23 protein-coding genes and 1 other RNA gene are annotated in these 26,081 nt (G+C 63.9%); 13 read left to right on the top strand and 11 right to left on the bottom strand.

The window, feature by feature from the left end; genetic code table 11:
* Window positions 1-69 precede the first annotated feature (69 nt).
* Together V1273_RS03240 and pyrE are read right to left on the bottom strand one after the other, a co-directional pair.
* Window positions 70-879 (bottom strand): DUF2865 domain-containing protein, encoded by an 810-nt coding sequence (locus V1273_RS03240; protein ID WP_334408698.1) that lies wholly within the window; start codon window positions 877-879, stop codon window positions 70-72.
* 109 nt (window positions 880-988) lie between these two features.
* Window positions 989-1,552, bottom strand: coding sequence for an orotate phosphoribosyltransferase (gene pyrE, locus V1273_RS03245; RefSeq protein WP_334366230.1), 564 nt, complete (start codon window positions 1,550-1,552; stop codon window positions 989-991).
* 299 nt (window positions 1,553-1,851) lie between these two features.
* Here pyrE and V1273_RS03250 point away from each other — a divergent pair, with 299 nt between their 5' ends.
* Entirely contained in the window at window positions 1,852-2,478 is a 627-nt protein-coding gene (locus V1273_RS03250; RefSeq protein WP_065743862.1) for a glutathione S-transferase family protein, read from the top strand.
* A gap of 81 nt (window positions 2,479-2,559) precedes the next feature.
* On the opposite strand, the gene V1273_RS03255 is transcribed toward V1273_RS03250, so the two are convergent.
* Both V1273_RS03255 and polA read right to left on the bottom strand, forming a co-directional pair.
* On the bottom strand, window positions 2,560-3,195 hold the full coding sequence (locus V1273_RS03255; protein ID WP_334408700.1) for a LysE family translocator: 636 nt from the start codon (window positions 3,193-3,195) through the stop codon (window positions 2,560-2,562).
* 263 nt (window positions 3,196-3,458) lie between these two features.
* A complete protein-coding gene (gene polA / locus V1273_RS03260) occupies window positions 3,459-6,515 on the bottom strand; it encodes a DNA polymerase I (protein WP_334408701.1) in 3,057 nt (1,018 codons plus the stop codon).
* Between the two features lie 416 nt (window positions 6,516-6,931).
* On the opposite strand from polA, the gene V1273_RS03265 reads away from it, so the two are divergent.
* The gene (locus V1273_RS03265) at window positions 6,932-7,222 is read left to right on the top strand and encodes a hypothetical protein (RefSeq protein ID WP_334408702.1); all 291 of its coding nucleotides are present in this window, start codon (window positions 6,932-6,934) and stop codon (window positions 7,220-7,222) included.
* Window positions 7,186-8,199, top strand: a complete 1,014-nt coding sequence (locus V1273_RS03270) for an IS4 family transposase (protein WP_334408703.1) — start codon at window positions 7,186-7,188, stop codon at window positions 8,197-8,199. The genes V1273_RS03265 and V1273_RS03270 overlap by 37 nt, the downstream gene beginning before the upstream one ends.
* Before the next feature lie 26 nt (window positions 8,200-8,225).
* Here V1273_RS03270 and V1273_RS03275 read toward each other — a convergent pair whose 3' ends face one another.
* Entirely contained in the window at window positions 8,226-9,278 is a 1,053-nt protein-coding gene (locus tag V1273_RS03275) for an acyltransferase family protein (protein ID WP_334408704.1), read from the bottom strand.
* Between the two features lie 181 nt (window positions 9,279-9,459).
* On the opposite strand from V1273_RS03275, the gene V1273_RS03280 reads away from it, so the two are divergent.
* The 5 genes from V1273_RS03280 (at window position 9,460) to V1273_RS03300 (ending at window position 16,321) form a co-directional block, all read left to right on the top strand.
* A complete protein-coding gene (locus tag V1273_RS03280) occupies window positions 9,460-10,776 on the top strand; it encodes a UDP-glucose dehydrogenase family protein (protein WP_334366234.1) in 1,317 nt (438 codons plus the stop codon).
* Window positions 10,777-10,915: 139 nt separating this feature from the next.
* Window positions 10,916-13,528: an ATP-dependent helicase HrpB gene (gene hrpB, locus V1273_RS03285; protein WP_334408705.1), complete on the top strand. Its 2,613-nt coding sequence runs from the start codon at window positions 10,916-10,918 to the stop codon at window positions 13,526-13,528.
* Window positions 13,529-13,700: 172 nt separating this feature from the next.
* A complete protein-coding gene (locus V1273_RS03290) occupies window positions 13,701-14,204 on the top strand; it encodes a TIGR02281 family clan AA aspartic protease (protein ID WP_334412161.1) in 504 nt (167 codons plus the stop codon).
* 39 nt (window positions 14,205-14,243) lie between these two features.
* Complete coding sequence (locus tag V1273_RS03295; protein WP_334408707.1) at window positions 14,244-14,540, top strand: nucleotidyltransferase family protein; 297 nt, start codon at window positions 14,244-14,246, stop codon at window positions 14,538-14,540.
* Window positions 14,541-14,821: 281 nt separating this feature from the next.
* Window positions 14,822-16,321 (top strand): phosphomannomutase/phosphoglucomutase, encoded by a 1,500-nt coding sequence (locus V1273_RS03300; RefSeq protein WP_334383964.1) that lies wholly within the window; start codon window positions 14,822-14,824, stop codon window positions 16,319-16,321.
* 148 nt (window positions 16,322-16,469) lie between these two features.
* On the opposite strand, the gene V1273_RS03305 is transcribed toward V1273_RS03300, so the two are convergent.
* The 4 genes from V1273_RS03305 to V1273_RS03320 all read right to left on the bottom strand — a co-directional run bounded on the left by V1273_RS03305 (window position 16,470) and on the right by V1273_RS03320 (window position 19,442).
* Entirely contained in the window at window positions 16,470-16,970 is a 501-nt protein-coding gene (locus V1273_RS03305) for an Lrp/AsnC family transcriptional regulator (RefSeq protein ID WP_028351627.1), read from the bottom strand.
* A 66-nt stretch (window positions 16,971-17,036) separates the two neighbouring features.
* Entirely contained in the window at window positions 17,037-17,999 is a 963-nt protein-coding gene (locus V1273_RS03310) for a sugar kinase (RefSeq protein ID WP_334408708.1), read from the bottom strand.
* Window positions 18,000-18,073: 74 nt separating this feature from the next.
* Window positions 18,074-19,012: an NAD(+) diphosphatase gene (gene nudC, locus V1273_RS03315; protein ID WP_334383962.1), complete on the bottom strand. Its 939-nt coding sequence runs from the start codon at window positions 19,010-19,012 to the stop codon at window positions 18,074-18,076.
* 4 nt (window positions 19,013-19,016) lie between these two features.
* Window positions 19,017-19,442, bottom strand: a complete 426-nt coding sequence (locus V1273_RS03320) for an HIT family protein (RefSeq protein ID WP_334408709.1) — start codon at window positions 19,440-19,442, stop codon at window positions 19,017-19,019.
* Between the two features lie 245 nt (window positions 19,443-19,687).
* Here V1273_RS03320 and ffs point away from each other — a divergent pair.
* The 5 genes from ffs to V1273_RS03345 all read left to right on the top strand — a co-directional run bounded on the left by ffs (window position 19,688) and on the right by V1273_RS03345 (window position 23,133).
* Window positions 19,688-19,784: signal recognition particle sRNA small type (gene ffs / locus V1273_RS03325), an RNA gene on the top strand.
* Window positions 19,785-19,892: 108 nt separating this feature from the next.
* Window positions 19,893-21,737 (top strand): DNA polymerase III subunit gamma/tau, encoded by a 1,845-nt coding sequence (locus V1273_RS03330; RefSeq protein ID WP_334408710.1) that lies wholly within the window; start codon window positions 19,893-19,895, stop codon window positions 21,735-21,737.
* A gap of 24 nt (window positions 21,738-21,761) precedes the next feature.
* Window positions 21,762-22,082 (top strand): YbaB/EbfC family nucleoid-associated protein, encoded by a 321-nt coding sequence (locus tag V1273_RS03335; protein WP_057841937.1) that lies wholly within the window; start codon window positions 21,762-21,764, stop codon window positions 22,080-22,082.
* Window position 22,083: 1 nt separating this feature from the next.
* Window positions 22,084-22,689: a recombination mediator RecR gene (gene recR, locus V1273_RS03340; RefSeq protein ID WP_028351632.1), complete on the top strand. Its 606-nt coding sequence runs from the start codon at window positions 22,084-22,086 to the stop codon at window positions 22,687-22,689.
* A 24-nt stretch (window positions 22,690-22,713) separates the two neighbouring features.
* Complete coding sequence (locus V1273_RS03345; RefSeq protein WP_334408711.1) at window positions 22,714-23,133, top strand: hypothetical protein; 420 nt, start codon at window positions 22,714-22,716, stop codon at window positions 23,131-23,133.
* Between the two features lie 164 nt (window positions 23,134-23,297).
* Here the strand turns inward: V1273_RS03345 and V1273_RS03350 are convergent, their stop codons facing one another.
* A complete protein-coding gene (locus tag V1273_RS03350; RefSeq protein WP_334408713.1) occupies window positions 23,298-24,659 on the bottom strand; it encodes an AmpG family muropeptide MFS transporter in 1,362 nt (453 codons plus the stop codon).
* A 65-nt stretch (window positions 24,660-24,724) separates the two neighbouring features.
* Entirely contained in the window at window positions 24,725-25,933 is a 1,209-nt protein-coding gene (locus V1273_RS03355) for a DNA recombination protein RmuC (RefSeq protein WP_334408714.1), read from the bottom strand.
* Between the last annotated feature and the right edge of the window lie 148 nt (window positions 25,934-26,081).

Here is a 26,081-nt window from a genome sequence, read left to right on the forward strand (position 1 = left end):
CCCACGCTACTTTGCATGGGGTTGTTTTCGCAATTTTGAGTTTGGGCCCTGCGGTGTACTGCGGGTGCCCTATCGCGCTTCCGCCCGCTTCGCCGCTTTCGGCGCGGCCGTCTTCGGGATCGAGGCGGTCGGCAGTTCGTCGTCGCGCCGTGCTTCGGGCAGCGGCGCGGTGCCGGCGACCATCTCGGCGCTGACTGGCGCGACCTTCATTTCGCCGAGCCGGGCGCGGACATCCGCCGTGAGGCCGGGATAGGAGGCGACCGGCGTGAACTCCGCCGTGTGGTCGGCGCCCAGGCGCACGCCGGTATAGGCCACCAGGCCGTCGGTGGTGGCGACGACATCGCCGGAGCGCAGCGAGGTATCGAGCGTGAGATCGACCGGCGCAAGCCCGGACGGGCTTCGGCCGTTGCAGGTGCAGTCGGCGCTCAGCGCCTTGCGATAGGCGTAGGCGTTCTCGCTGTCGGCATAGCGCTCGCCGTTACTGGCGGTCGCATGATCGATGTTGCTGCCGTAAAACACCTTGGTGACGCTGGCCGGGCAGAACGCCTGGCAGGTCTGCACCGGCGAGGCGGTGCCGCGCATGGTCAGCGGAAAATATTTGCCGTCGCAGCTTCGCACGCAAAACGCTGGTCCGGAGCCGGCCACGCGCGGGGCCGGGGCGGGCGCCGATGGCTGCTGATTGAGGCCGAACGGATCGGCGAAGAAATTGGCTTGCGGTGACGCTTGCCGCGTCTGCTGCTTCTGCGTGCCGAACAGGAAATCGAACAGGCCTTCGGCGGAAACGCTGCCGGGCGCGAGCAGGAGAGCGCCCGAAAGGATCGCTGCGGCAACAAACGTCGCGCGGCGCCGCACGCGCGAAAAAGCCAACTCTGTACGCAACGCCAACTCCACCCAACGCAACAAACGCGCTGAAGCGCGACGGCTTCAGTTCGGGTAACCTTAACGGCGGATGGTAAATGAGTGATGAGCGGGGACGGGGAAGACCTATTCACCCCTTCAAAAATTCACCCGCCTTGTACAGCGAACGAAACTCAAGCCCTGCCTCGGCAAAGGCTTCGGTCGCGCCTTCCTCGCGGTCTACCATCGTAAGCACGAGCACGACCTCGCCGCCGGCTTCGCGCACGGCCTCGACCGCCTTCAACGCCGAGCCGCCCGTGGTGGTGACGTCTTCCACGATCACGATACGCTTGCCCTGCAGGGTCTCGCCCTTGGCCAGCCCCTCGACCGCGAGGCGGGCGCCATGTTCCTTCGGCTTCTTGCGCACGAAGAAGGCGGCGATCGGGTGGCCCTTGATCCAGGAGAGCTGCGCGATCGCGCCCGCCAGTGGGACCGCGCCCATCTCCAGCCCGCCGACGAAATCGAGATTGTCGTCCTTCAGCGCCTCATAGGTCAGTTCCGCCAACAGTGCCGCACCTTCGGGGTCGAGCATGGTCGGCTTGAGGTTGAAGTAGAAGTCGCTCTTGCGGCCCGAGGCCAACGTGATCTCGCCGCGGCCGAACGAGCGCTTGCGGATGATCTCGGCGAGGCGGGCGCGGGAGGCTGATTTGGACAAGACGGTTTCCCCGAAGGTTTCAGGCGGGGCGCAATCTATCGGCGCTGCTGGGCAGATTCTAGCGCCGATCCGACGCCGTCAACAGGGCACAATGTCGTCTCGGCCATCGGGTCGGCGCACCGCGCAGCCCGATGACAGGCTCCAGCGGATGACCCCGTATTCCGCAGCGGCGGTTGTAACGCCCTGAAGTTCCGGGGTACTGGATACCCCGCTTGTCGCCTTCGCTAAAGCTCCGGCGGACCCATTATCGCAAACCCCGGCGGAGCCTTGGCGGAGACGGGTCGCGGGGATGACAAAAAATGACGATCGAACTGCACACCTGGAACACGCCGAACGGCCGCAAGATCTCGGTTGCGCTGGAGGAAATGGGGCTGCCCTACAAGGTGATCCCGGTGAACATCACCAAGGGCGAGCAGATGGCGCCTGCCTTTCTCAAGCTCAGCCCGAACAACAAGATCCCGGCGATTGTCGATCCCGACGGTCCCGGCGGTAAGCCGGTCGGCATCTTCGAATCCGGTGCGATCCTGCTTTATCTCGGCGAGAAGACCGGCAAGTTCCTGCCCAAGCCGTTGGCGGAGCGCATTCCGGTCTATGAATGGCTGATGTGGCAGATGGGCGGCTTTGGTCCGATGCCCGGCCAGGTGCATCATTTCATCGCGCTGGAGAACGAAACCGACCGCGCCTACGGCCTCAAACGCTTCATGGCCGAAACCCGCCGGCTCTACGGCGTCCTCGACCGCAGGCTGGAGGGCCGGGAGTTCGTCGCCGATGCCTTGTCGGTCGCCGACTTCGCCATCCTCGGCTGGGCCTGGCGCCATCCGCGCCACAAGGTGGAGCTGAAGGATTTTCCGAACGTCGAGCGCTGGTACAACGCGATGATGGCCCGCCCGGCGACCAAGCGCGGCATGGAAGCCAAGCTGGATTGATACGCGCTGTCCCGACCCACCATTGTCGCCGCCCGGCCTTGTGCGCAATTGCGTACAAGGCCGGGCGATGACGGCCGGAGCTCACGCCCTTTTCGCCTCGAACGCCATCTTCACCGCAAGCCCGGCCAGCACCGTTCCCATCAGCCAGCGCTGCAGCAACAGCCACGTCGGCCGCGAGCCGAGAAACATTGCGATCGATCCGGCGGCAAGTGCGATCACTGCGTTGACGCTGACGCTGATCACGATCTGGATCGCGCCGAGCGCCAGCGACTGCGTCAGCACGCTGCCCACCGTGGGGTCGATGAACTGCGGCAGCAGCGCCAGGTACAGCATCGCGATCTTCGGATTGAGCAGATTGGTGACGAATCCCATCGCAAACAATTTGCGCGGGCCGTCGATTTGCAGCTTTCTCACCTGAAACGGCGAACGCCCGTTCGGCTTCAGCGCCTGCCACGCCAGCCACAGCAGATAGGCAGCGCCCGCGAAGCGCAGCGCGTCGTAAGCATAGGGCACCGCGAACAAGAGCGCGGTGATGCCGAACGCCGCGCACAGCATGTAAAACACAAACCCGAGCGCGACGCCGCCCAGCGACACGATCCCGGCCGCCGGCCCTTGCGTGATCGAGCGCGAGATCAGGTAGATCATGTTCGGCCCCGGCGTCAGCACCATGCCGAGCGAGATCAGGGCAAAACCAAGCAGGGTAGGGAGATGAGGCATGGGAGACTCGCGGCGAGGAATGCGCATGTTTCTAGCGTGCAGCGCGCGGCGATGTCATTTCGTATATTGCTCCGAGGACATTTCTATGGAGCCGCATCGGCGGTGCGCTCCCTCTCCCGCGTGCGGGGGAGGGCTGGGGTGGGGGTGTTGCCGCATAAGAGATGTCAGAGTTCGCGGAGAGAACCCCCACCCGCCGCGCTCACGCGCGTCGACCTAAGAGCGAGCTTCGCTCGTCTCGACCCCGCAAGCGGGAGAGGTAAGAATCAATGCGCCTCATCCCAGTTATTCGCCGCCCGAGCATCCACCTGCAGCGGCACAGACAGCGCCACCGCCGGGAACGGCGCGTCCTGCATGACGTGCTGCACGACCGGCAGCGTCGCCGCCACTTCGTCGTCCGGCACCTCGAAGATCAGCTCGTCATGCACCTGCAACAGCATCTGCGCCGACAGCTTCTTCTCCGCCAGCGCGTCCTCCATGCGGATCATGGCGCGGCGGATGATGTCGGCGGCGGTGCCTTGCAGGCGCGCGTTGATTGCGGCGCGCTCGTTGAAGGAGCGGACCGAGGCATTGGAGGCCTTGATGTCGGGGTAGTGCATCTTCCGGCCAAATAGCGTCGTGACGTAGCCGTTGGTGCGGCAGAAATCTCGCGTCTCGTCCATGTAGGCGCGAATGCCCGGGAAGCGCTCGAAGTACTTCTTGATGTAGGCAGAGGCTTCCTCGCGGGCGATGCCGAGCTGGTTGGCGAGGCCGAACGCCGAGATGCCGTAGATGATGCCGAAATTGATCGCTTTGGCGCGCCGCCGCACTTCGCCCGGCATGTCCTTGATCGGCACGCCGAACATTTCGGACGCCGTCATGGCGTGAATGTCGAGCCCGTCGCGGAACGCCTGCTTCAAAACGGGGATGTCCGCAATTTCGGCCAACAGCCGCAATTCGATCTGCGAGTAGTCCGCCGACACCAGCTTGTGCCCGGGCGTCGCGATGAAGGCGCGGCGGATCTTGCGGCCGTCCTCGGTGCGAACCGGAATGTTCTGCAGGTTTGGTTCGTTGGATGAGAGCCGCCCCGTGGTGGTCGCGGCCAGCGCGTAGGTCGTGTGCACGCGGTGGGTCTGCGGGTGCACGTAATTCGGCAGCGCGTCGGTATAGGTCGATTTCAGTTTCGAGACCTGCCGCCACTCCAGAATTTTCTTCGGGAATTCATGACCCTGCTCGGCGAGTTCGTCGAGAATCTGCGCCGAGGTCGACCACGCCCCGGTCTTGGTCTTGGTGCCGCCGGGGATGCCCATCTTGCCGAAGATGATGTCGCCGATCTGTTTGGGGCTGCCGACATTGATCGGCTCGCCGGCGATCTCCTGCAACTCGGCCTCGACGCGCGCCGCGGTCTGGGCGAAATCGCCCGACAGCCGCGACAGCACCTGGCGGTCAATCGAAATGCCGCGCCGCTCCATCCGCGCCAGCACGGTGACCAGCGGCCGCTCCAGGGTCTCGTAGACCGTCATCATGTGCTCCGCGGCGAGCCGCGGTTTGAGCACGCGATGCAGCCGCAGGATCACGTCGGCGCTTTCGGCTGAATAGACGGCCGCCTTGTCGATCGCGACCTGGTCGAAGGTCAGCTTGTTCTTGCCGTTGCCGATTAGCTCGGTTTCGCTCGTGACGGCATGGCCAAACCAACGTTCGGCGAGCGACCCCAGCGCATGTGAATTGCGTCCGGCGTCGAGCGCGTACGACATCAATTGCGCGTCGTCGACGTTGCCCAGGGTGACGCCGTGCTGCGCCAGCATCACGGCGCTGAACTTGATGTCGAAGCCGATCTTGATGATGCCCTGTGATTCCAACAGCGGCTGCAGCCCCGCCAGCGCCTCGGCAGCCGTGATCTGGTCCGGCGCGAGGCCAGCGTCGAACAGGCCGGCACCGCCGCCGGATTGCTTGTGCGTGAGTGGAATATAGCAGGCGTCGTTTGGCGCCAGTGCCAGCGCGATGCCGCAGATGTCGGCCTGCATTGGATCGTCCGAGCTCGCCTTGGCGACGATCGCAAACGTGCCGGCGTCATAGGCCCGCGCAACCCAGGCATTTAGCTCATCGAACGTGCGGATGGTCTGGTACTTGGTCCGATCGACCGGCAGTTTTCGCGCGGCCTCCGCGCGGACCGCGGCCAGCGATATCGGCGTACCCTTGTGGCTCGCCGCCTTGTCCTGCTTGTCGCCGCCGGTCTTGCCCGGTGCGGTGCCGGCTTTGCCGGCGGGCAGACTGTCGAACAGCGTGGTGCCTTCGACATAGCCCTCCGGCTTCTTGCCCGATGGCGGCACCGCGAACACACTGGCGCCGCTCTTGTTGCCTGCATCCGGCTCGATATCGGCGGGATCGATCTGCGAATATTCGGCGACACGGCGGGTAAGGGTGGAGAATTCCATCGCCTTGAGGAAGGCGATCAGCTTGCGCGCATCCGGCTCGTGCACGGCAAGGTCATCGAGCGGCACTTCGAGATCGACCTTGTCGTCGAGCAGCACCAATTGCCGCGAGATCCGCGCCTTCTCGGCGTTCTCGAGCAGTGCCTCGCGCCGTTTCGGCTGTTTGATCTCGCCGGCTCGGAACAGCAATTGTTCGAGGTCGCCATATTCGATGATCAGTTGCGCGGCGGTCTTGACGCCAATGCCGGGCACGCCGGGAACGTTGTCGGTGGAATCGCCGGCCAGCGCTTGCACCTCGACGACTTTCTCAGGCGGTACGCCGAATTTCTCGATCACCTCAGGGATGCCGATGCGGCGGTCCTTCATGGTGTCGTACATGGTGACGCAATCGGTCACGAGCTGCATCAGGTCCTTGTCCGAGGACACGATGGTGGCGGTGGCGCCGCGCTCGCAGGCGATGCGGACATAGGTCGCGATCAGATCATCGGCCTCGAAGCCGACCTGTTCCAGGCACGGCAGATCGAACGCCCGCACCGCCTCGCGGATCAGCGCGAATTGCGGGATCAGATCGTCCGGCGCCGCTGTCCGGTGCGCCTTGTAATCGGGATAGAGCTTGTTGCGGAACGTGATTTCCGACTTGTCGAACACGACGGCCAGATGCGTCGGCCGGTTATCCTCGGGCATCTCGCGCAACAGCTTCCACAGCATGTTGCAGAAGCCGAGCACTGCATTGACCTGCAGCCCGTCGGATTTGCGGTTCAGCGGCGGCAGCGCGTGATAGGCGCGGAAAATGTAGCCGGAACCGTCGACCAGGAAGACATGGTCGCCCTTGGCAGGGGCTTTGGCGGGCGCCTTGGCAGGCGCTTTGGCGGGAGCGGGTTTCGCGGCGGCTTTGGGGGCTGATTTCGGCATGGCCGAAATTTAGGGATTTTTGCGCGGATTGACAGCCTTGAGGGGCGGTAATTTGGGATTGCCGCACAGCCAATTTTCGTCGTCCCTGCGCACGCAGGGACCCATAATCCCGGAGAGTAGTTTTGTACTGGGCCGGGGCGATAGCCGATGTAACCACGGGGAACGGTGGTTATGGGTCCCTGCGTTCGCACTAGGGCATGCACACATCTAGTTCAGGTGCGGCGGATTGACTCAGGCCTGCTGCAAGGATTCCAGAATCGGGAAGTCGTGTGATTCCTATTTCGGCACTTCGGCTTTGGCAGAGGTGTCGGCATGTTGTCACAGATTAATTGGACGCTGGGTCGGTTCGGGGATCTCCGCCTTGATAAAGGGGGGCGGCGCTGCTCGAATGCATGGTCGCGGGCAAAGATGTGTGTTTGCGGCGACTTTCGAAGGGCGATCGGGCGCTCGAGGTGCGGTTCAACCGCTTCCTGCGCAATCCCAAGGTGACAACGGAGCAGATCATCGAAAGCTGGGGTGAAAGCACAGTCGCAGCGGTCGAAGGCCGCCACGTATTGGCGATCCAGGACACCAGCGAGATCAACTTCCATCCCACGGCGCGGCGCCGCCGCGGTCTCGGAGAGACCGCCAAGGCAACGTCCACGGCGCGCTACTCCATCCCCTGCTGGCAGTGGATGCCGACGACGGCACCTGCCTTGGCCTGTTGAGCGGCCAGGCGTGGACGCGCAAGGGCCGCCGCACCGTCTCACACGACCGGCGCGACTTGTCGGACAAGGAATCGCAGCGCTGGATCAGCACCGCCCTTGCAGCCAAGCCGTTGCTGGCCGGCGCTGCCATGGTCACCGTGATTGGCGATCGCGAGAGCGACATCTTCGCGCTTTATGCGAGCGCGGCTGAGGAACACTTCCATGTGATCGTCCGCAGCATGCATGATCGCAAGCTCGCGGACGACACCAGTTTGTACGCAGCCATTGAGCGCATAGCTGTGACAGACCGGCGTGCCGTCTGGCTGCCCGCGCGAGTGCAACGGCCGGAGCGTGTCGCAAATCTCGAACTGCGCTTTGGTGTGATCGAACTGGCTCGACCGCAGACCAAGTTCCTGCGCCATCTGCCTAAGAGCTTGCCGCTATATGTGGTCGACGTCCGTGAACCCAATCCCGAAGCTGGCGTCGAGCCCCTTCATTGGCGGCTTCTCACCACCCACCCGGTAACCGGCAAAGAAGAGGCCTGGCGCATCGTCGAATGGTACAAGCGGCGCTGGCTGATCGAACAGTTCTTCCGCGTCCTCAAGACGCAAGGCTTCAAACTCGAAGACAGTCAGATCGGCTCAGCCGAGCGTCTCCTCAAGCTGGTCGCCATCGCCGCCAAGGCGGCGGTCATCACCGTCCAACTCTTGCAGGCGCGCGATGGCCGCGGCAAGCAACCCGTCAGCCTCGCCTTCAATGCCGATGAAGTTGCGGCGCTCACTGCCCTTAACGCACAGCTTGAGGCCAAAACCATACGCCTGAGCAACCCGCATCCATCCGATAGCCTTGCCTGGGCTGCCCGGATCATCGGTCGGCTCGGCGGCTGGGACGGCTACCCGTCATCCAAACCGCCCGGTCCAATTACCTTCAAACACGGCCTGGAATACTTCCACGCCGTCGCTGCCGGATGGAGCCTCAGAAATGTGTGCATGCCCTAGTGCGTGCGCAGGGACGACGATAGAGATTACTCCGCCGGCTGCAGCGCCGGCGCGGCCTTTTTCGGCACGATCCAGAACGCGGCCGGGCGCTCGAACAGGAAGTTCGCCCGCAGCGCCAGTGCCAGGCGCCAGATCACCACCGCTCCGGCGACGCCTGCAACCGTCACGATCAGCGAGACCATCCCGATATCAGCGATCAGGCCGGCCTTCAAAAGCAGCGTTCGGGTCACCGCCATCGGTAGGAAGAAGGCGAGATAGATGACGATGGAATGCTCGCCGCAATAGCGCAGGAAATTCAGCCACTGCATGCGCGCCAGCAGCGTGCCCATGACGATGATGGCGCCGGCGCCCGCAAAGCCGAGCGCCAGTGAAACGAGCGGCCATTCGTCAAAGCCGGATACGACCAGCGCGCCGTTGACGAGCGTCCACAACGCGACGCCCACGAGTGCGAGGGCCGGGCGCGCCCGCGCGCGGTCCGACAACGCGAACACGTAGTTGGCGAACAGGTAGCCGGAATAGAAATAGACGAAACGCCCGCAGAATTCGTCGATCACGGTCCAGCCGGTCGTGATATGCGCCATCTCGAGCGCCGCGGCCGCGAGCCAGATCGCGAGCGGCGGGACGCCACGCAACAATTTTGTGACAACGAAGAATACCGGCAACAAATAAATGAACCACAGCGTGCCGAACGGCTCGATGAAGGATTCCAGATACATGAATCCGACATGCCGCCAACCCGATTCAGCGGCGAAGCCAGGAGCCTTGAAGCCGAACTGGATCGTCACCCACAGCACATAGAAATAAGCGAAGTGCAGGACCTTGCGGTCGAGATAGGTGCGCCAGTCACGGTCGATGACAACGGCAAGAAACAGGCCCGAAATCAGGAAGAAATCCGGCATCCGGAACGGTTTTGCGAACATCACGAACGCATGCATGAAGCCGCTCTGGCCGGCCGCCGCTTCGACCCCCAGCACCGAATGCATCATCACCACCATGATGATGCAGATGCCCTTGGCGTAGTCCACCCAGTCGATGCGGGTGGAGCGTTCCGTGACGGCGGATGTACCGTTTGAAGTCATCGGTGTCCCTTTTCGGCGCGAGGCGGCCGCATCTTCGGCCCGATCCGTTGCTTTCTCCTTTATCCATACAAAGCACATGCCCGGATCGGGCGCTTTTTCCGGTTTCCCCCTTTGGTGAAAAATGCTCTAAGACGCCCGCAAAATCGGGATTGGCGTTAACCATCAAATACGGATTGTTTTCATGCGAATCGCCATGATTGGCACGGGCTATGTGGGGCTGGTATCCGGCGCCTGCTTTGCCGATTTCGGCCACCAGGTCACCTGCGTGGACAAGGACGCCGGCAAGATCGAAGCCCTGCGCCGAGGTGAGATCCCGATTTTCGAGCCCGGGCTCGACGCGCTGGTGGCCTCCAACGTCAGGGCCAAGCGGCTGGATTTCACCACCGACCTGAGCGCGCCGGTGGCGGAAGCCGACGCCGTGTTCATCGCCGTCGGAACGCCCTCGCGGCGTGGCGACGGCCATGCCGACCTCACTTACGTCTACAGCGCTGCGCGCGAGATCGCAGCCGCGCTGTCCGGCTTCACCGTGGTGGTCACCAAATCGACCGTGCCGGTCGGCACAGGCGATGAGGTCGAACGACTGATCCGCGAGGCCAATCCGTCGGCCGACGTCGTGGTCGCCTCCAATCCGGAATTTTTGCGCGAGGGCGCCGCGATCCGCGACTTCAAATTCCCCGACCGAATCGTGGTCGGGACCGACGACGAACGCGGGCGCAAGGTGCTGGGCGACGTCTACCGGCCGCTGTCGCTCAACCAGGCGCCGTTGATGTTCACGGCGCGGCGCACCGCTGAACTGATCAAATACGCGGCCAACGCGTTCCTCGCCACCAAGATCACCTTCATCAACGAGATTGCCGATCTCTCGGAAAAGGTCGGTGCCGATGTGCAGCAAGTCGCGCGCGGCATCGGGCTCGACAACCGCATTGGCTCAAAATTCCTGCATGCCGGTCCGGGCTTCGGCGGCTCCTGCTTTCCGAAGGATACCCGCGCGCTGGTCAAGATCGCCCAGGACCATGACGTGCAGCTCCGCATCGTCGAGGCCGTGCTCGGCGTCAACGACATCAGAAAGCGGGCGATGGCGCGCAAGGTTTCCAACGCAACCGGCGGCCTGCGCGGCAAGACGGTGGCGGTGCTCGGCCTCACCTTCAAACCCGATACCGACGACATGCGCGAGGCGCCGTCGATCCCGCTGGTGACAGGTCTCCTCGACATGGGCGCCAAGGTGCGCGCACACGATCCGGTTGGCATGGAGCAGGCGAAGAAGGAATTGCCCGAGATCGAATATTGCACCGACCCCTACGAATGCGCGCGCGGCGCCGATGCGCTGGTGATCGTCACCGAGTGGGTCCAGTTCCGTGCGCTTGATCTGGAGCGCCTGAAGAATGAAATGGCGCAGCCCGTGGTGGTCGACCTGCGCAACATCTATCGCCCCGAGGACATGGCCGCGCAGGGCTTCACGTATGAGAGTGTCGGACGGGCGCCTGAGCCGAAGGTGTAGCCGCAACCACAGTTGTCATACCCTGCGCAGGCGGGGTACCCAGTACGCACGATCTTCGTAATCAGTAGCGTCTGCGTTTATGGATCACCCGCCCCAGTGCGCAATCGCGCACAAGGCGGGTGATGACGGATGAGAGACATTGCCTCTTACCTTCGACACGCCCCTGCCGATCGACGCGGTGCTCGACGAACTCGGGCGTACGCTCGCGGCCAACAACGCGGCGGTGCTGGTGGCGCCTCCGGGGGCCGGCAAAACCACGCGGGTGCCGCTGGCGCTGCTCGATGCGCCCTGGCTGAAGGACAAGAAGGTCATCATGCTGGAGCCGCGGCGGATCGCGGCGCGGGCCAGCGCCGAACGAATGGCGCGGACGCTCGGCGAGCGGGCAGGAGAGACCGTCGGCTATCGCGTCCGCTTCGGCTCCAAGATCTCGCACGCGACCCGGATCGAGGTGGTCACCGAGGGAATCTTTTCACGCCAGATTCTCGATGATCCCGAGTTGAACGGCGTTGCTGCCGTGCTGTTCGATGAATTTCACGAGCGTTCGCTCGACGCCGATCTGGGGCTCGCGCTCGCCCGCGATGCGCAGACCGGCCTGCGCGAGGACCTGCGCATCCTCGTGATGTCGGCGACACTCGACGGCGCAAGGGTCGGCAAGTTGCTCGGCGACGCGCCTGTCGTTGCCAGCGAAGGTCGCGCTTTTCCGGTGGAGACGCGCTATCTCGGCCGCAAGGCCGATGCGCCGATCGAGCGGCAGATGGCGGATGCGATCGCGACCGCGCTGCGTGCCGATCCCGGCTCGGTGCTGGCGTTTCTGCCGGGCGCTGCCGAAATCCGCCGGACGCAGAATTTTCTCGCCGAGCGGGTTCATGACGCGAGCGTCGAGATCGTGCCGCTGTTCGGCGCGCTGGAGGCCGCCGTGCAGGACCGCGCCATCGCGCCGGCACCGAAGGGGCAACGCAAAGTCGTGCTGGCGACTTCGATCGCCGAGACCTCGCTCACCATCGAGGGCGTCCGCATCGTCGTCGATTCCGGCCTGGCGCGGGTGCCGCGTTACGAGCCCGATATAGGCCTGACGCGGCTGGAGACCGTGCGCGCCTCGCGCGCCGCGGTCGACCAGCGCCGCGGCCGCGCTGGCCGCACCGAGCCCGGCGTGTGCTACCGGCTGTGGGACGAGCCGCAGACGGCGTCGCTTGCCGCCTACACCCAGCCCGAAATTCTTTCGGCCGATCTATCCTCGCTGGTGCTCGATCTCGCGCAATGGGGCGTCCGCGATCCGGCGACGCTGGCGTTTCTCGATCTCCCGCCGGCGCCGGCGTTGAAGGAAGCGGGCAGCCTGCTTCTCGAACTCGGCGCTCTCGATGGCGACGGCCGCATCACCGCAGAGGGCAAGAGCCTGCGTGCGCTGGCGCTGCCGCCGCGGCTGGCGCGCATGATCGTGGATTCGCACCGGCTAGGCGCGGGCGAAGAGGCCGCCGAAATCGCCGCTGTTCTCACCGAGCGCGGCCTCGGCGGCGACAGCGTCGATCTCGATGTCAGGCTCGATCAGTTCCGCCGCGACCGCTCGCCGCGTGCTTCCAGCGCGCGTAGCCTCGCACAGCGCTGGGCCCAGCAGGTGGCGGCGACGGAGCGCGCCAACGAGTCGTCTCTCTCTTCTCCCTCCCTCCTTTCGGGGGAGGGCCGGGGAGAGGGGGCCACACGGGCAGTCTTTCCTGCGGCCACCCCCTTCCCCCGCCCCTCCCCGCAAGGGGGAGGGGAGCCCGGGCAGTCTCGCGTCCCTAACGCCGAACTTTCAACAGGCGTCATGCTCGCACTCGCCTTTCCCGATCGGGTCGCCCGCAACCGCGGCAACGGCAGTTTCGTGCTCGCCAACGGCCGTGGCGCCGCCGTCGAGCAAACCTCGTCGCTGGCGCGCGCGCCCTATATCGCGGTCGCCGAACTGACCGGCACCGCAGCCCAGGGACGCATTCTGCTGGCAGCACCGATCGCCCAAGGAGACATTGAATCGCATTTCGCCGATCAGATCGAAAGCACCGAAGAGATTTCGTTCGATCGCGGCGCGATGGCGCTGCGTGCGCGCCGCAAGCGGACGCTGCACGCAATCACGCTGTCGGAAGCGCCGATGGCGCTGTCGCCGTCGGCAGAGACCGCACGCATCTTCGCTGCGGGCTTGGTCGCCGCCGGACTCGATAAGCTGCCGTGGTCGAAATCCCTGAAGCAATGGCGCGACCGCGTGATGTTCCTGCGCAAGGCGGAAGGTGAGAGCTGGCCCGATCTGTCGGATGCTGCGCTGGCAGCCGAAGCCGAAAACTGGCTGGTGCCCGCGCTCTACGACAAGACCTCGCTGAAGGATTTTTTCCCCGGCGATCTCTCGGATGCGCTGATGACGCTGTTGCCATGGGAATTGCGCGCGCGGCTGGAGCGCGAGGCGCCGACGCATTTCGAGGCTCCGACCGGCACCATGCTCGCGATCGACTACGAGGCCGAGCAGGGCCCGACCATCGCTGTGCGCCTGCAGGAACTGTTCGGGCTCAACACCCATCCTTCGATCGCCAAAGGCAAGGTGCCGCTGGTGCTCGAATTGCTGTCCCCGGCGCAACGCCCGGTGCAGGTGACGCGCGACCTTCCAGGCTTCTGGCGCGGCAGCTATGCCGCGGTGCGTTCCGACCTCCGCGGCCGCTATCCCCGCCACCCCTGGCCGGAAGACCCGGCCACCGCGCTGCCGACCCGCCGGGTCAAGCCGCGCGGGACGTGAGGGGACCGATACGCGCGGGTCAAGCCCGCGCATGACGATTTCGCCCCATTAACGCTTCGCTCATCCTTTTCGTCAAAATGGCAGGCCCAGTCATCGCCGTTAGTCGCGGTTTCGCGGCTGGCGTGGTGATATCGGCGGTCTGGCAGTCGAGTGTGGCGTGATGCGTAACCTGATGATCCTTGCCGCCGTCCTGGTCGGCCTCGGCACCTACATGGCGCAGATGGCAAACAAGATGTCGCCGGCCTCGGCCTCCGCCAGCACGTCGCCTCAAAAAGCTCCCGTGCAAACGGTCGCGCAAGCCTCCAGCCGCAGCCTCGACATTCGCCGCGATGCGCGCGGCCATTTCCAGGCTGACGGCCGCATCGACGGGCAGCGCATCAACTTCATGGTCGACACCGGCGCCTCGCTGGTGGCGCTGAACGAAAAGTCGGCGGCGCGGTTTGGCCTGCGTCCCTCGCGCAGCGACTACAACGCGACCGTCACCACGGCCAACGGCACCATCAAGGCCGCGCGTACGCGGCTTGCGATGATCGAACTCGGCGGCCTCGTGGTGCGCGACGTCGACGCCGTGGTGCTGCCTGACGAGGCGTTGTCCGAGAACCTGCTCGGCCTGTCGTTCCTGTCGAAGCTGAAGCGCTTCGAATACGCCAACGGCAAGATGGTGCTGGAACAGTAGAGCTTTCCACCCGGCCTGGCGGCATGCTATATTTTTCAGATGAACAGTTACGAAGCCTTGGAGACCCTGCGACGCTCCGAACACGCCCTGCGCGGGCGGGGTGTGAAGCATGCTGCCTTGTTCGGGTCTGTGGCACGCGGCGAAAATCGTCCTGACAGCGATATCGATATCATGATCGAATTCGATCCGGAGGCTCGTGTTACGGTCTTCGACTACGTGGATATCAAGGAATACATCGCGCAGCTTTTTGATCGGCCCGTGGACGTTGTGAACCGCGAAGGGCTCAAGCCTTATGTCCGCCCGGCGGCAATGGCCGACGCGATCTATGCCTTCTGATCCTACGAACCGCGCGCTCCGCGATATCCTCCATCACATCGATTTGGCGAAGAAAATGGCAGACGCCGGAAACGTCTATCGTCGCGACTACGAGGACGTTGCTGCCCAATTTGTCATCGAAGCAGAGATTCGGAGATCGGGCGCCTAAGTCCGGTGGCGCCGTTTGCCGCAACTGCCAAATTCGCCGCAATTAGCCGCCACAAGGCGCCGGTCCCGCCTATCGCCGGGCCGGCGTATTCGCTATGGCTGCGGTTCCCTCGCTTTCATGACAAGGCTATCCCATGTTCCCGAAGCCCAAATCCGTGCTGGTTCCGAATACCTATGACTTCGAATCCGGGCCGATGGTGAAGGCGACTGGTTTCCGCGAATACGACGCGCGCTGGCTGTTCGAGAAGGAAATCAATTTGATGGGTGTTCAGGCGCTGGGCATGGGGCTCGGTACGCTGATTGCGGAACTCGGCGTGAAACAGGAAATCGTCACCGGCCACGATTTCCGTGGCTATTCGGCTTCGATCAAATACGCGTTGATTTCCGGCCTGATGGCCGCGGGCTGCAAGGTGCACGACATCGGGCTCGCGGTGACGCCGATGGCCTATTTCGCGCAGTTCGATCTCGATGTGCCCTGCGTCGCCATGGTCACCGCCTCGCACAACGACAATGGCTGGACCGGCGTCAAGATGGGCGCCAACCGCCCGCTCACCTTCGGCCCCGACGAGATGACGCGGCTGAAGGAGATTGTGCTCAACGCCGATTTCTCGAACAGGGTCGGCGGCTCCTATCAATTCCACGAGAATTTTCCGGCGCGCTATATCGCCGATCTCACCAAGCGTCCGAAGCTGAAGCGCAAGCTGAAGGTTGTTGCCGCCTGCGGCAACGGCACTGCGGGCGCGTTCGCGCCGCAGGTTTTGGAGGCGATCGGCTGTGAAGTAATTCCGCTCGACACCGAGCTCGACCACACGTTTCCGAAATACAATCCGAATCCGGAAGACATGGAGATGCTGCACGCGATCCGCGACGCCGTGCTCAAGCACAAGGCCGATGTGGGCCTGGGCTTCGACGGGGACGGCGACCGCTGCGGTGTCGTCGACAACACCGGAGAGGAAATCTTCGCCGACAAGGTCGGCGTGATGCTGGCGCGCGACATGTCGGCTATCCACAAGGAAGCGCAGTTCGTGGTCGACGTGAAATCGACGGGATTGTTCGTCACGGATCCGGTGCTGCAAAAGCAGGGCGCAAAAACGGCCTACTGGAAGACCGGCCATTCCTACATGAAACGCCGCACCAACGAGATGGGCGCGCTGGCGGGATTCGAGAAATCTGGCCACTTCTTCTTCAACAAGCCGTTCGGCCGCGGCTATGACGACGGCCTGGTCTCGGCAGTTGCGATCTGCGAGATGCTCGATCGCGCACCTGACAAGTCGATGGCAGACCTGAAGAACGCGCTGCCGAAAACCTGGTCGTCGCCGACGATGTCGCCGCATTGCGCAGACGAAGTGAAATACCGCGTCGCCGACGCCGTGGTGAAGCACTTCGAAACGCTGCAGAAGAAGGGCGACAAGGTCGCCGGCCAGAAGATCCGCGATCTCGTCACAGTCAACGGCGTGCGCGTTACCGTGGAAGATGGAAGCTGGGGCCTGGTGCGGGCCTCATCGAACAAGCCGGAACTGGTTGTCGTGGTCGAGAGCCCGGTGAGTGAGGCGCGCATGCGCGACATGTTCGAAGCGATGGATTCCGTGCTGCGCACGCATCCGGAAGTGGGTGAGTATAACCAGAAGATTTGAGGGGGGCGCATTGCTGCCCCACTCTCGATCGTCGTCCCCCGCGAAGGCGGGGGACCCAGTACGCCGCGGCTTCTCGATCGAAAATGGGCGTCTCTGGAATACTGGGCGGTCAAGCCCGGCGATGACAGCTTCGCGAATGGCCATAACTCTACGCCGCCGGCACTGGCAGTGCGGTCACCGACTTGATCTTCTCCATCGCAAACCGAGAGGTGACGTTCTTCAGCGGCACTGCGCTGATCAGCTTTTTGTAGAACACGTCATAGCTCGCCATATCGGCGACCACGACGCGCAGCATGTAATCGACGTCGCCGGCCATCCGGTAGAATTCCATCACCTCGGGCATGGCGCTGACGGCGTCGGCGAACTTTCGCAGCCAGGCCTCGGAATGGTCGGCGCTCTCGACCGAGACGAACACGGAAATGCCGAGCCCGATCTTGTTCTGGTCGACCAGCGCCACCCGGCGCAGGATCACGCCATCGGCCTCCAGCCGCTGGATCCGCTTCCAGCACGGCGTCGACGACAGCCCGACCCGGTCCCCAATCTCGGCAACCGATAGCGAGGCGTCCTCCTGCAGCACGGTCAGGATCTTGCGGTCGATGGCATCCAGCCGGCGGCTGGCTTCAGGGAGCTGAACGGCTAGGTCAGTCATGAGAAGAATGTTCCATATGAAAGGTCTGATCCTCTCATATATAGAAAATTCTTCTATAGCAAGCCGCTAGTGGTTGGTCGAGGTCTGGCCTGCGGCTTGGCCGTGAGTCAAAAACTCTTCAACTTCAGCACGTTGCGGGGCTGCGAAAGCTCCCCCGAAGCGGGTGCATTTCAACGCCGCCGCGGCGGAGGCAAATCGAAGCGCCTGCCGCAGTTCCTGCTTCTCGGTGATCGCGAGCGCAAACGCGCCGTGGAACACGTCGCCGGCGCCCAGGGTGTCTACCGTATGCACCGGGAAAGCCGGGGTTTCCTGGATACCGCCGTTCTCGTCGAGCCAGATCGTGCCCCTCGGGCCTCGGGTTCCCGCCAGAAACGAGGGGGTCAGCTTTGCAATTTTCTTCAGCGCCTGGGCATCGTCGCTAACATCTGCGGTCTCCTGCAGCGGCTCGCTCGAGAACACCAGATGCGTCGAGGCGTTCAACAGTCCCTCGCGCATCGACATCGCGCGATCGACGTCGACAATGACGGGAATGCCGCGCCGGACCGCCTCGGCGCAGAGTTCGGTGCAGAATTCCGCGCAGCGGCTCTCGGTGAGAATGGCGGCGCAATCGTCCAGCAGCGTGTCGAAGTCGGGCAACTTCACATGCCACAGGTTCGGATCGCGGAAGGTCACGATGGTGCGCTCGCCGGAAGGATCGATCATCACCGCCGAGATCGGCGTCACCAGCCCCGGCATGTGGATGAGATGTTTTGTCTCGATGCCCTCATGCGCCATCTGCTCGAAGATGAAGCGGCTCGATGTTTCCTTGGCATCGCCCATCGGCCCGCAAATCGAGGCGCGGCCACCGAGCCGAACGATGCCGATCGCGCCATTGAGCGCGTTGCCGCCGCAGATTTCGTCGAATGCGGTGGCGTTCTCCTTGGAACCGCGCCCGGGAACACCCGGAGTATGAAAAGTGAGGTCACGCACCGGCATGCCGATGCAGAGGACACGCGGAGGTATTTTCGGCGCCTTGTCCTGAAAGTTCATGCGTGAGTCCGTCATGTCCGTTCAAAGTCCCGAGTTAATCGAGCAAGCAGGCGCCGGTTCCGTGCTACGCGCAGTTATCCCCGCGGATGCAACCATTGGCCGATCAAATGATGCGCGATCGCGAAGGGGTGCGCGGCAAACAGGCCGTCGGGGTGTTGGCGCTTGTGCATGAGAGCGACTTCGGCGCGATCGAACCAGCGCGCGTCCTCGAGCTCTGCGCGGTCCACTACGATCTCCTCGTTGAGCGCGCGCGCGGAACATCCGATCATTAGCGATGACGGATAGGGCCACGGCTGCGTCATGTAGTAGCTCACGTCGGTGCAACGAATGCCGGATTCCTCGAAAATTTCCCGGCAGACCGCGTCCTCGATCGTCTCGGCCGCTTCGACGAAGCCGGCGAGGCACGACCACATTCCAGGCATAAACTGCTTCTGCCGGCCGAGCAGGCACCGATCACCGTGCGTAACCAGCATGATTACGACCGGATCGGTGCGCGGAAAGTGTTCGGCCTTGCAACTCGGGCACTCGCGCTTCCAGCCGCCTTCCCTCATCGCGGTGCGGGTACCGCAATTGGCGCAATAGCCGTGGCGCTGATGCCAGGTCACCATCGATTTAGCCATAGCGATCGCGGAGAGTTGTTCCGGCGGCACGGTGCCCTGCATGGCCATGCCGCGCAGCTCGGTCACGGCGACGTCGTCGCGCGTCATCAGTTTTTCCACGGCGGCCGCCGAAATGCCCATGCCGAACACCGGCGCGCCGTCGCGCAGGCCCAGAAAGATGGTGCCGGGATTGGCGCCGAGCTTCACGGCTTCTTCGACGCCGAGCAGCACGCGCGGCCCATCCGCCTCCTGCTTCACCAGGAGCGAGTCGCGGTAGATCACATAGGCGCTGGCGTTGCGCTGGTTCTCCAGCGCGAACAATTTTTCGTCATTGGTGCGCAGATGCGCGGCGCGATCGAGAATATGGGTAACGAAAGCGGGCTTCCCCAGCGGATATTTGTCGAATGCGGACATCTATTCAACCCAACCAGATCTTGCGGCGAAGCGCGTTGATGAAATTCTGGACTTCCTCGGCGTCGTGCGCCAACGGCGGCATCACGCCCCAGACCGGGCGCGGCCAGGCCGCATCGCTGGTGCGCCGCGCGATGACATGGACATGCAACTGCGGCACCAGATTGCCGAGCGCCGCGACATTGAGCTTGTCGCATTTGGTGATCTCTTTGAGCGCCCGCGAAACCCGGGAGATTTCGGTCATCAACTGCGCCTGCTCGACATCGTCGAGGTCGATGATTTCCACCGCACCTGCCCGGCGCGGCACCAGCAGCAGCCACGGGTAATGCGCGTCCTTGATCACCAGCACCTTGCACAGCGGCAGGTCGCCGATGTCGATGGTGTCCTTTTTGAGCTGGGAATGCAGCGACCAGATGGAGGAATCAGAGGGCATTAGGGTTCCCGTGCCCGATGCATGTCGGGCCTAATAAGTGCCTTCTGTGAGCACTCCTATGGTTTCATACCAAGCTGTCATCATCCGCGAAAGCGGATGATCCAGTACGCCGTGGCCCTTCCGTTTTACTGTTAGGCTGCGGCGTACTGGATACCCCGCTTTCGCGGGGTATGACAGGGAAACGCGGAGTATTACAGGGAAAGCCCCGCTTGCTTTCCGGTCCTTTTGGCCCCAAATAGGGACCGGGAGATTGGCGGTGGACGAGCCACTCGCCAACCGGGTCAGGTCCGGAAGGAAGCAGCCCTAACGAGGTCCGGATCGGGTCGCTCGTCAGTCTCCTACCTGTTTTTCGAGCGAATCGCGCATGAACGCGGCCAGTCAGCGCCATGCGCTCGATTCCGTTCCTATCCGCAAGCCGGCCCCGAGAGACAATCAATTGCGGATCGACCGATGAGTGATGCTGGCGCTCCCCCCGATATGACAGCAGGCGCCGGCCAGGGTGGCTTGGAGCTCGGCGGCCAGCCCGCCACCGCCAAGCCCTACCGGGTGCTGGCACGAAAATACCGCCCCTCCAGTTTCGACGACCTGATCGGCCAGGAAGCCATGGTCCGCACCGTCTCGAACGCGTTCGAAACGGGCCGGATTCCGCAAGCCTGGATCCTGACCGGCGTCCGCGGCGTCGGCAAAACCACCACGGCGCGGATTCTCGCCCGCGCGCTGAACTACGAGAAGCCGGATGGTTCGGTTAAGGGGCCGACCATCCACATGCCGGATCTCGGCGTGCACTGCCAGGCGATCATGGAAAGCCGGCACATGGACGTGCTGGAAATGGACGCCGCCTCCCATACCGGCGTTGACGACGTCCGCCAGATCAATGACAGCGTGCGCTACGCGCCGGCCAGTGCCCGCTACAAGGTCTACATCATCGACGAAGTCCACATGCTGTCGACGGCGGCCTTCAACGCCTTCCTGAAGACGCTGGAAGAGCCGCCGGAGCATGCCAAATTCGTCTTCGCCACTACCGAGATCCGTAAAGTCCCGGTCACCGTGCTGTCGCGCTGCCAGCGTTTTGACCTGCGCCGGGTCGAGGCCGACGTGCTGATGGGGCATCTCTCCAACATTGCGAAAAAGGAAGGCGTCGAGGTCGAGCCCGAGGCGCTTGGCATCATCGCGCGCGCCGCCGAGGGCTCGGTGCGTGATTCGCTGTCGCTGTTCGATCAGGCAATTGCGCATGCGGCAGGACTTGTCCGTGCCGACGCGGTACGGCAGATGCTGGGGCTGGCCGACCGGACCCGGGTGATCGACCTGTTCGAGCATCTGGCGCGTGGCGATATCGCCAGCGCCTTTGGCGAATTCCGCAGCCAATATGACGTCGGCGCCGATCCGGTCGTGGTGCTGTCCGACCTCGCCGAATTCGTCAATTTCGTTACCCGCGTGAAGATCATCCCCGCCACCGCCGACAACGTCGCGTTCGGCGAGACCGAGCGCGTCCGCGCCCGTGAATTTGCCGCAAAGTTGTCGATGCGGGTGCTGTCGCGGATGTGGCAGATGCTGCTCAAGGGCATCACGGAAGTGCAGACCGCGACCCGGCCGGCGGCTGCCGCCGAAATGGTGCTGGTGCGCATCGCCTATGTCGCCGACTTGCCGACACCGGATGAGGCGATCCGGATGCTCGACCAGAACGGCGGTGGCGCGCAGATCGCGTCTGGCAGCGCGGCGCCGTCACGGGCTGCGCCCACCGCACCGGTATCTTCAATGTCTGCCGCATCGCCGATGCGGACGCCTGCCTCGCCCCGCTCCGGCGCGGAAGCGTCCGCTCGCCCGCGAATCGCCGCGCCATCGGCACAAACGGACTCCGCGCCCGTGCTGCGGATCACCACTTTCCCGCAGCTTGTCGCACTCGCCGGCGAAAAGCGCGATCTCCTGACCAAGGCGGCGCTGGAAGCCGATATGCGCCTGGTCCGCTTCGAGGACGGCCGGCTTGAGGTGGCGCTGGAGCGCAATGCGGCGCGGGGGCTGGTCAACGACCTCTCCCGCAAGCTGGAACTGTGGACCGGGCGGCGCTGGACCGTGATCGTCTCCAACGAGGCCGGCCAGCCGACATTGCGCTCGCAGAACGAGCAAGCGAGAAACGAGCACGCCCGCGCAGCCGAGGCCGATCCGCGCGTGCAGGAGGTGCTGGCGCGGTTTCCCGGCACTAAGGTCGTCGAGGTGCGAAGGCTTGCCGCCGAGCCGCCGGAATCCGATATTATCACTGACGACTTGAACGAGACTTCCGACGGCGACGACGACTGATCGGACTCTCGAGAGGACGGATGAATGGCTGATTTTCTCGGCATGATGAAGCAGGCGGCGGAGCTGCAATCCAAGATGCAGGCGATGCAGGAAGAACTCGGCAATCTGGAGGTCGAGGGCATTTCCGGCGGCGGGCTGGTTGCCGTTCGCATGACTGCGAAGATGGAAGTGAAGGGCGTGAAGATCGATCCGTCGCTGATGAAGGCCGAGGAGCGCGAAGTGCTCGAGGATCTGCTGGTCACCGCGCAGAACGACGCGCGGCGCAAGGCGGAAACCGCGGCGATGGAAAAGATGCAGGCGCTGACCGGCGGGCTCGGCCTGCCGCCCGGACTTGGTCTCACCTGAAATGGCCGCAAGCGTTGCCGGCCCTGAAATCGAACGCCTGATCCAGCTCCTGGCGCGCCTGCCGGGGCTCGGGCCGCGCTCGGCGCGGCGCGCGGCGCTGCACCTGATCAAGAAGCGCGAGGCGCTGATGACGCCCTTGGCTGGCGCGCTGCAGGTGGCCATCGACAGGATTCAGGTCTGCAAGACCTGCGGCAATATCGATACGCAAAATCCCTGCACGGTATGCACTGACCCGAGGCGCGATCCCTCGACCATCGTCGTGGTCGCCGACGTCGCCGACCTCTGGGCGTTGGAGCGGGCGAACGCGACCAACGGCCGCTACCACGTGCTCGGCGCCACATTGTCGCCACTCGACGGCATCGGTCCGCAGGACCTGACCATCGACGCGCTGGTGGCCCGCGCACACGAGTCGCAAGTCAGCGAAATCGTGCTCGCGCTGAACGCCACGGTCGACGGCCAGACCACCGCCCATTACATCACCGATCTCCTGCAGGACGCCAACGTCAAGATCACCCGGCTTGCCCATGGCGTGCCGGTCGGCGGCGAGCTTGATTATCTCGACGAAGGTACGCTATCGGCTGCCATGCGGCAGCGCACGCTGTTCTAACCATCACCAACGGAACTGATCGACATGACGAAACCTCGATTCGGCAAACGCTATTGTTTTGCGGTCATCATGGCGGCGACTTTGATCGCGCCTTCCGCATGGGCGCAGCAGGTCGAGCCCGCACCGAAGCCCGGCAAGCCGATCAAGGCCGGCGACGTGCTGTCCGGCGAACTCAACGCCATGAAGGGCGGCAAGAAGCGCGCCGCGACCTACCAGATCACCAGCGAGCCGCGCCGGCTGCCGCCGCCGAACGGGCTCTGCAATCTCGAAACCGGGCCCGAGACGTTCCAGCTCGTCACCAGCAGCGAGGCCCAGACCGCGCAACTGAAGAATTTCATCGGCAAGGAAATTTCCGTGAAGGTCGACGAAGTCGCCTGCGCGCAGGATGCCGGGCAGATCAGCGAAGCCGTGATCACCAAGTGGAGCGTGGTGACCAAGCATTAGATCGACGCGTCTTGCATCTATCTTCGTCGTCCCTGCGAACGCAGGGACCCATAACCACAGGTGCTCGTGGTTAGATCGCGCTGGAGCTCCAGCGCATTTCAACAAGCAAGATTCGTGGTTATGGGTCCCGGCGCGCGCTTCGCTTGGCCAGGACGACGGAGAGATTAAACCTTCACCGGTCCCACCGCTTCAAAATGCCCGCGCCGCTGCAGCCACGTCAGCAGGATCAGGCTCGGCACCGCGACCGCAACCGAGATCACGAAGAACAGCGGCCAGCCCGTCGCCTCCGCCACATAGCCGGCGCCGGAGGATAGATAGGTGCGCCCGACGGCGGCCAGTGCGGTGAGCAGCGCGTATTGGGTCGCCGTGTGCAACGGGTTCCGGCATAGCGCTGAGAGATAGGCGACGAAGATCACGGTGCCGATCGCGCCGGTGAAGTTTTCCGCCGAAATGGCGGCCGCCAGTGCCCATTGGTTGGTGCCGACAAAGGCGAGCCACGCAAACACCAGGTTGGAGATCGCCTGCAGCACGCCGCCGATCCAGAGGCTTGCGACCAGCGAATATCGCCGCGCCACATAGCCGCCGGCAAAGCCGCCGATCAGCGTCGCGGCGAGACCGACGCCCTTCACGATCGCGGCGTAGTCGTTGCGGGTGAAGCCGAGGTCGATCACGAACGGCGCGGTCATGGTGCCGGAAAACGCGTCGGTGAGTTTGAACAGCACCACGAAGGCCAGCGCCGTCAAGGCATGCTTGCGCGACAGAAATTCAGAGAACGCCCCGATGGCGGCATGCATAACGCGCGAGAATGCAGCCTCGTCGTGGGTCTTGGCCTCCGCGCGCACCGATTGTTCGGGCTCGGTAGCGGCCAGCGCCGTGACGGTGCCGATCAGCACCAGCGCGGCCATGGTCACATAGCCCCACATCCACGCCGAGCTACGCCCGATGCCGGTGTCCTCGAACGCGCTTACGAGGAACAGCACGCCGGCGGTCGAAACCAGCATGCCGATCCGGTAGGCCGCGACGTAGGAGGCCATCCCGGCGGCCTGTTCGCTTTCGGGCAGGCTCTCGACGCGGAATGCGTCGACCACGATGTCCTGCGTCGAGGACATGGTCGCGACCAGAAGTGCGCCGAGCGCCACGAACAGCGGCGAGCGCGCCGGGTCGGTCAGCGCCAGCAGCATAATCGCGCCGATCAGGAGCAGTTGCGAGAACACCAGCCAGCCGCGCCTGCGGCCGAACGCGCGCGTGAAGATTGGCACATGCAGCGCATCGACCAGCGGCGCCCAGGCAAATTTCAGCGTGTAGGGCGTACCGACCAGCGCGAACAGTCCGATGGTGCCGAGATCGACGCCGGCTTCGCGCATCCACACCAGGAGCGTCGATCCAGATAGCGCCAGCGGCAACCCGGACGAAAAGCCGAGCAGCAGGACGATCAGCACGCGCGGCTGGAGGTACACGGCCCAGGCCTCGCGCCAGGTTGGCGCGGGGGCTTTCTCGGGCGCGGAGGTGGCTTCTGGTGCTGTCATGCAGGGGTGTTAGCAGATTTTGCAACACTGTCATCGCCCGGGCGATGACAGTCTAATATGCGGCCCTACTCCCCCGCCTGCAGCTTGCGCGGGGCGGGGAACAGCTCGGGGGTGCTGCTCTTGACGAAGCGCGGCACTTCCACCGGCGCATCGGCCTTGCTGAAATCGAGTTCCTCGATCCGCCCGGCGCGCTTTTCGATTTTGTCGGCGGAGATCAGGATCTGGCGGACGTCCTCGTTCACGTCGCCAAAATGCTTTTGCAGCTTCAGCACGCGGTCGCGCAAGCGGCCCAGATCGTCGCCGAGGTTGAGCACTTCGGTGCGGATCTGGTCGGCGGCATCGCGCATGCGCGCGTCTTTCAGGATCTGTTGCATCACCTGGATCGCCAGCATCAATAGCGAGGGCGACACCAGCACGACGCGGGCGCGGTAGGCTTTTTGGATCACGTCGTCAAAGCCGTCGTGGATTTCGGCATAGACCGATTCCGACGGCACGAACATCAGCGCGGTATCCTGGGTCTCGCCGGCGATCAGGTACTTCTCGGCGATGTCATTGACATGTTTCATCACGTCGTTGCGCAGGCGCTGCGTGGCGAATTTTCGCTCCTCGTCGCTGCGCGCGTCGTGCAGCGCGGTCATTGCCTCCAGCGGAAATTTGGCGTCGATGCAGAGCGGGCGCTGATCCGGCAGGAACACCACGCAATCCGGCCGCTTGCCGGACGAGAGCGTGTATTGGAACTCATACGAGCCCTGCGGCATGCCGTCCTGCACGATTGCTTCCATCCGCGCCTGGCCGAAGGCGCCGCGCGACTGCTTGTTGGCGAGGACGTCGCGGAGCGTGGTCACTTGAGACGTCAGGTCGGTGAGGTTCTTGTGCGCGTTGTCGATGATGCCGAGCCGCTCGTGCAGCACGCGCAGGCTATCCATGGTGTGGCGCGTGGTCGCTTCCATCGATTGGCCGACGCGATGCGTCACCGAATCCAGCCGCTCGTTGACCGCGCGCGCCATCTCGGCCTGGCGGCCGGCCAGCGCCTGCGCCATGGCGTCGACCCGCCCCGTCGATTCGCTCTGCGCCCGCAGCATCTCGCTCAGCCGCTCTTCCAGCTCGTCGGCGCGGATCGCCTGCGCCATTGCCAGTTCCGCGCCGCGGCGGGCGGAGCGGGCGATGACGATGGCAATCGTCAGCAGCAGCACCAATGCGAGCGCGCCGAAGCCCGCCAGCGCCTCGCCCACGTGAATCGGCAGGTCGCCGACGATGAAGAGAATTTCGTTCATGTCAGCCTTGTAGCCCGATTCGCCGCTTGAAGCGAACGAAGGGGGAACATTTATGGTAAATGATGGATCAATTTTCGTGGTTAACGCCGGCTTAAAAATCATGGTTAAGGCCGCCTTAACGGCCGCTGCGGCGGATTGACCCCGGCAG

This window comes from Bradyrhizobium sp. AZCC 1721 (assembly GCF_036924715.1).
Taxonomy (GTDB): Bacteria; Pseudomonadota; Alphaproteobacteria; order Rhizobiales; family Xanthobacteraceae; genus Bradyrhizobium.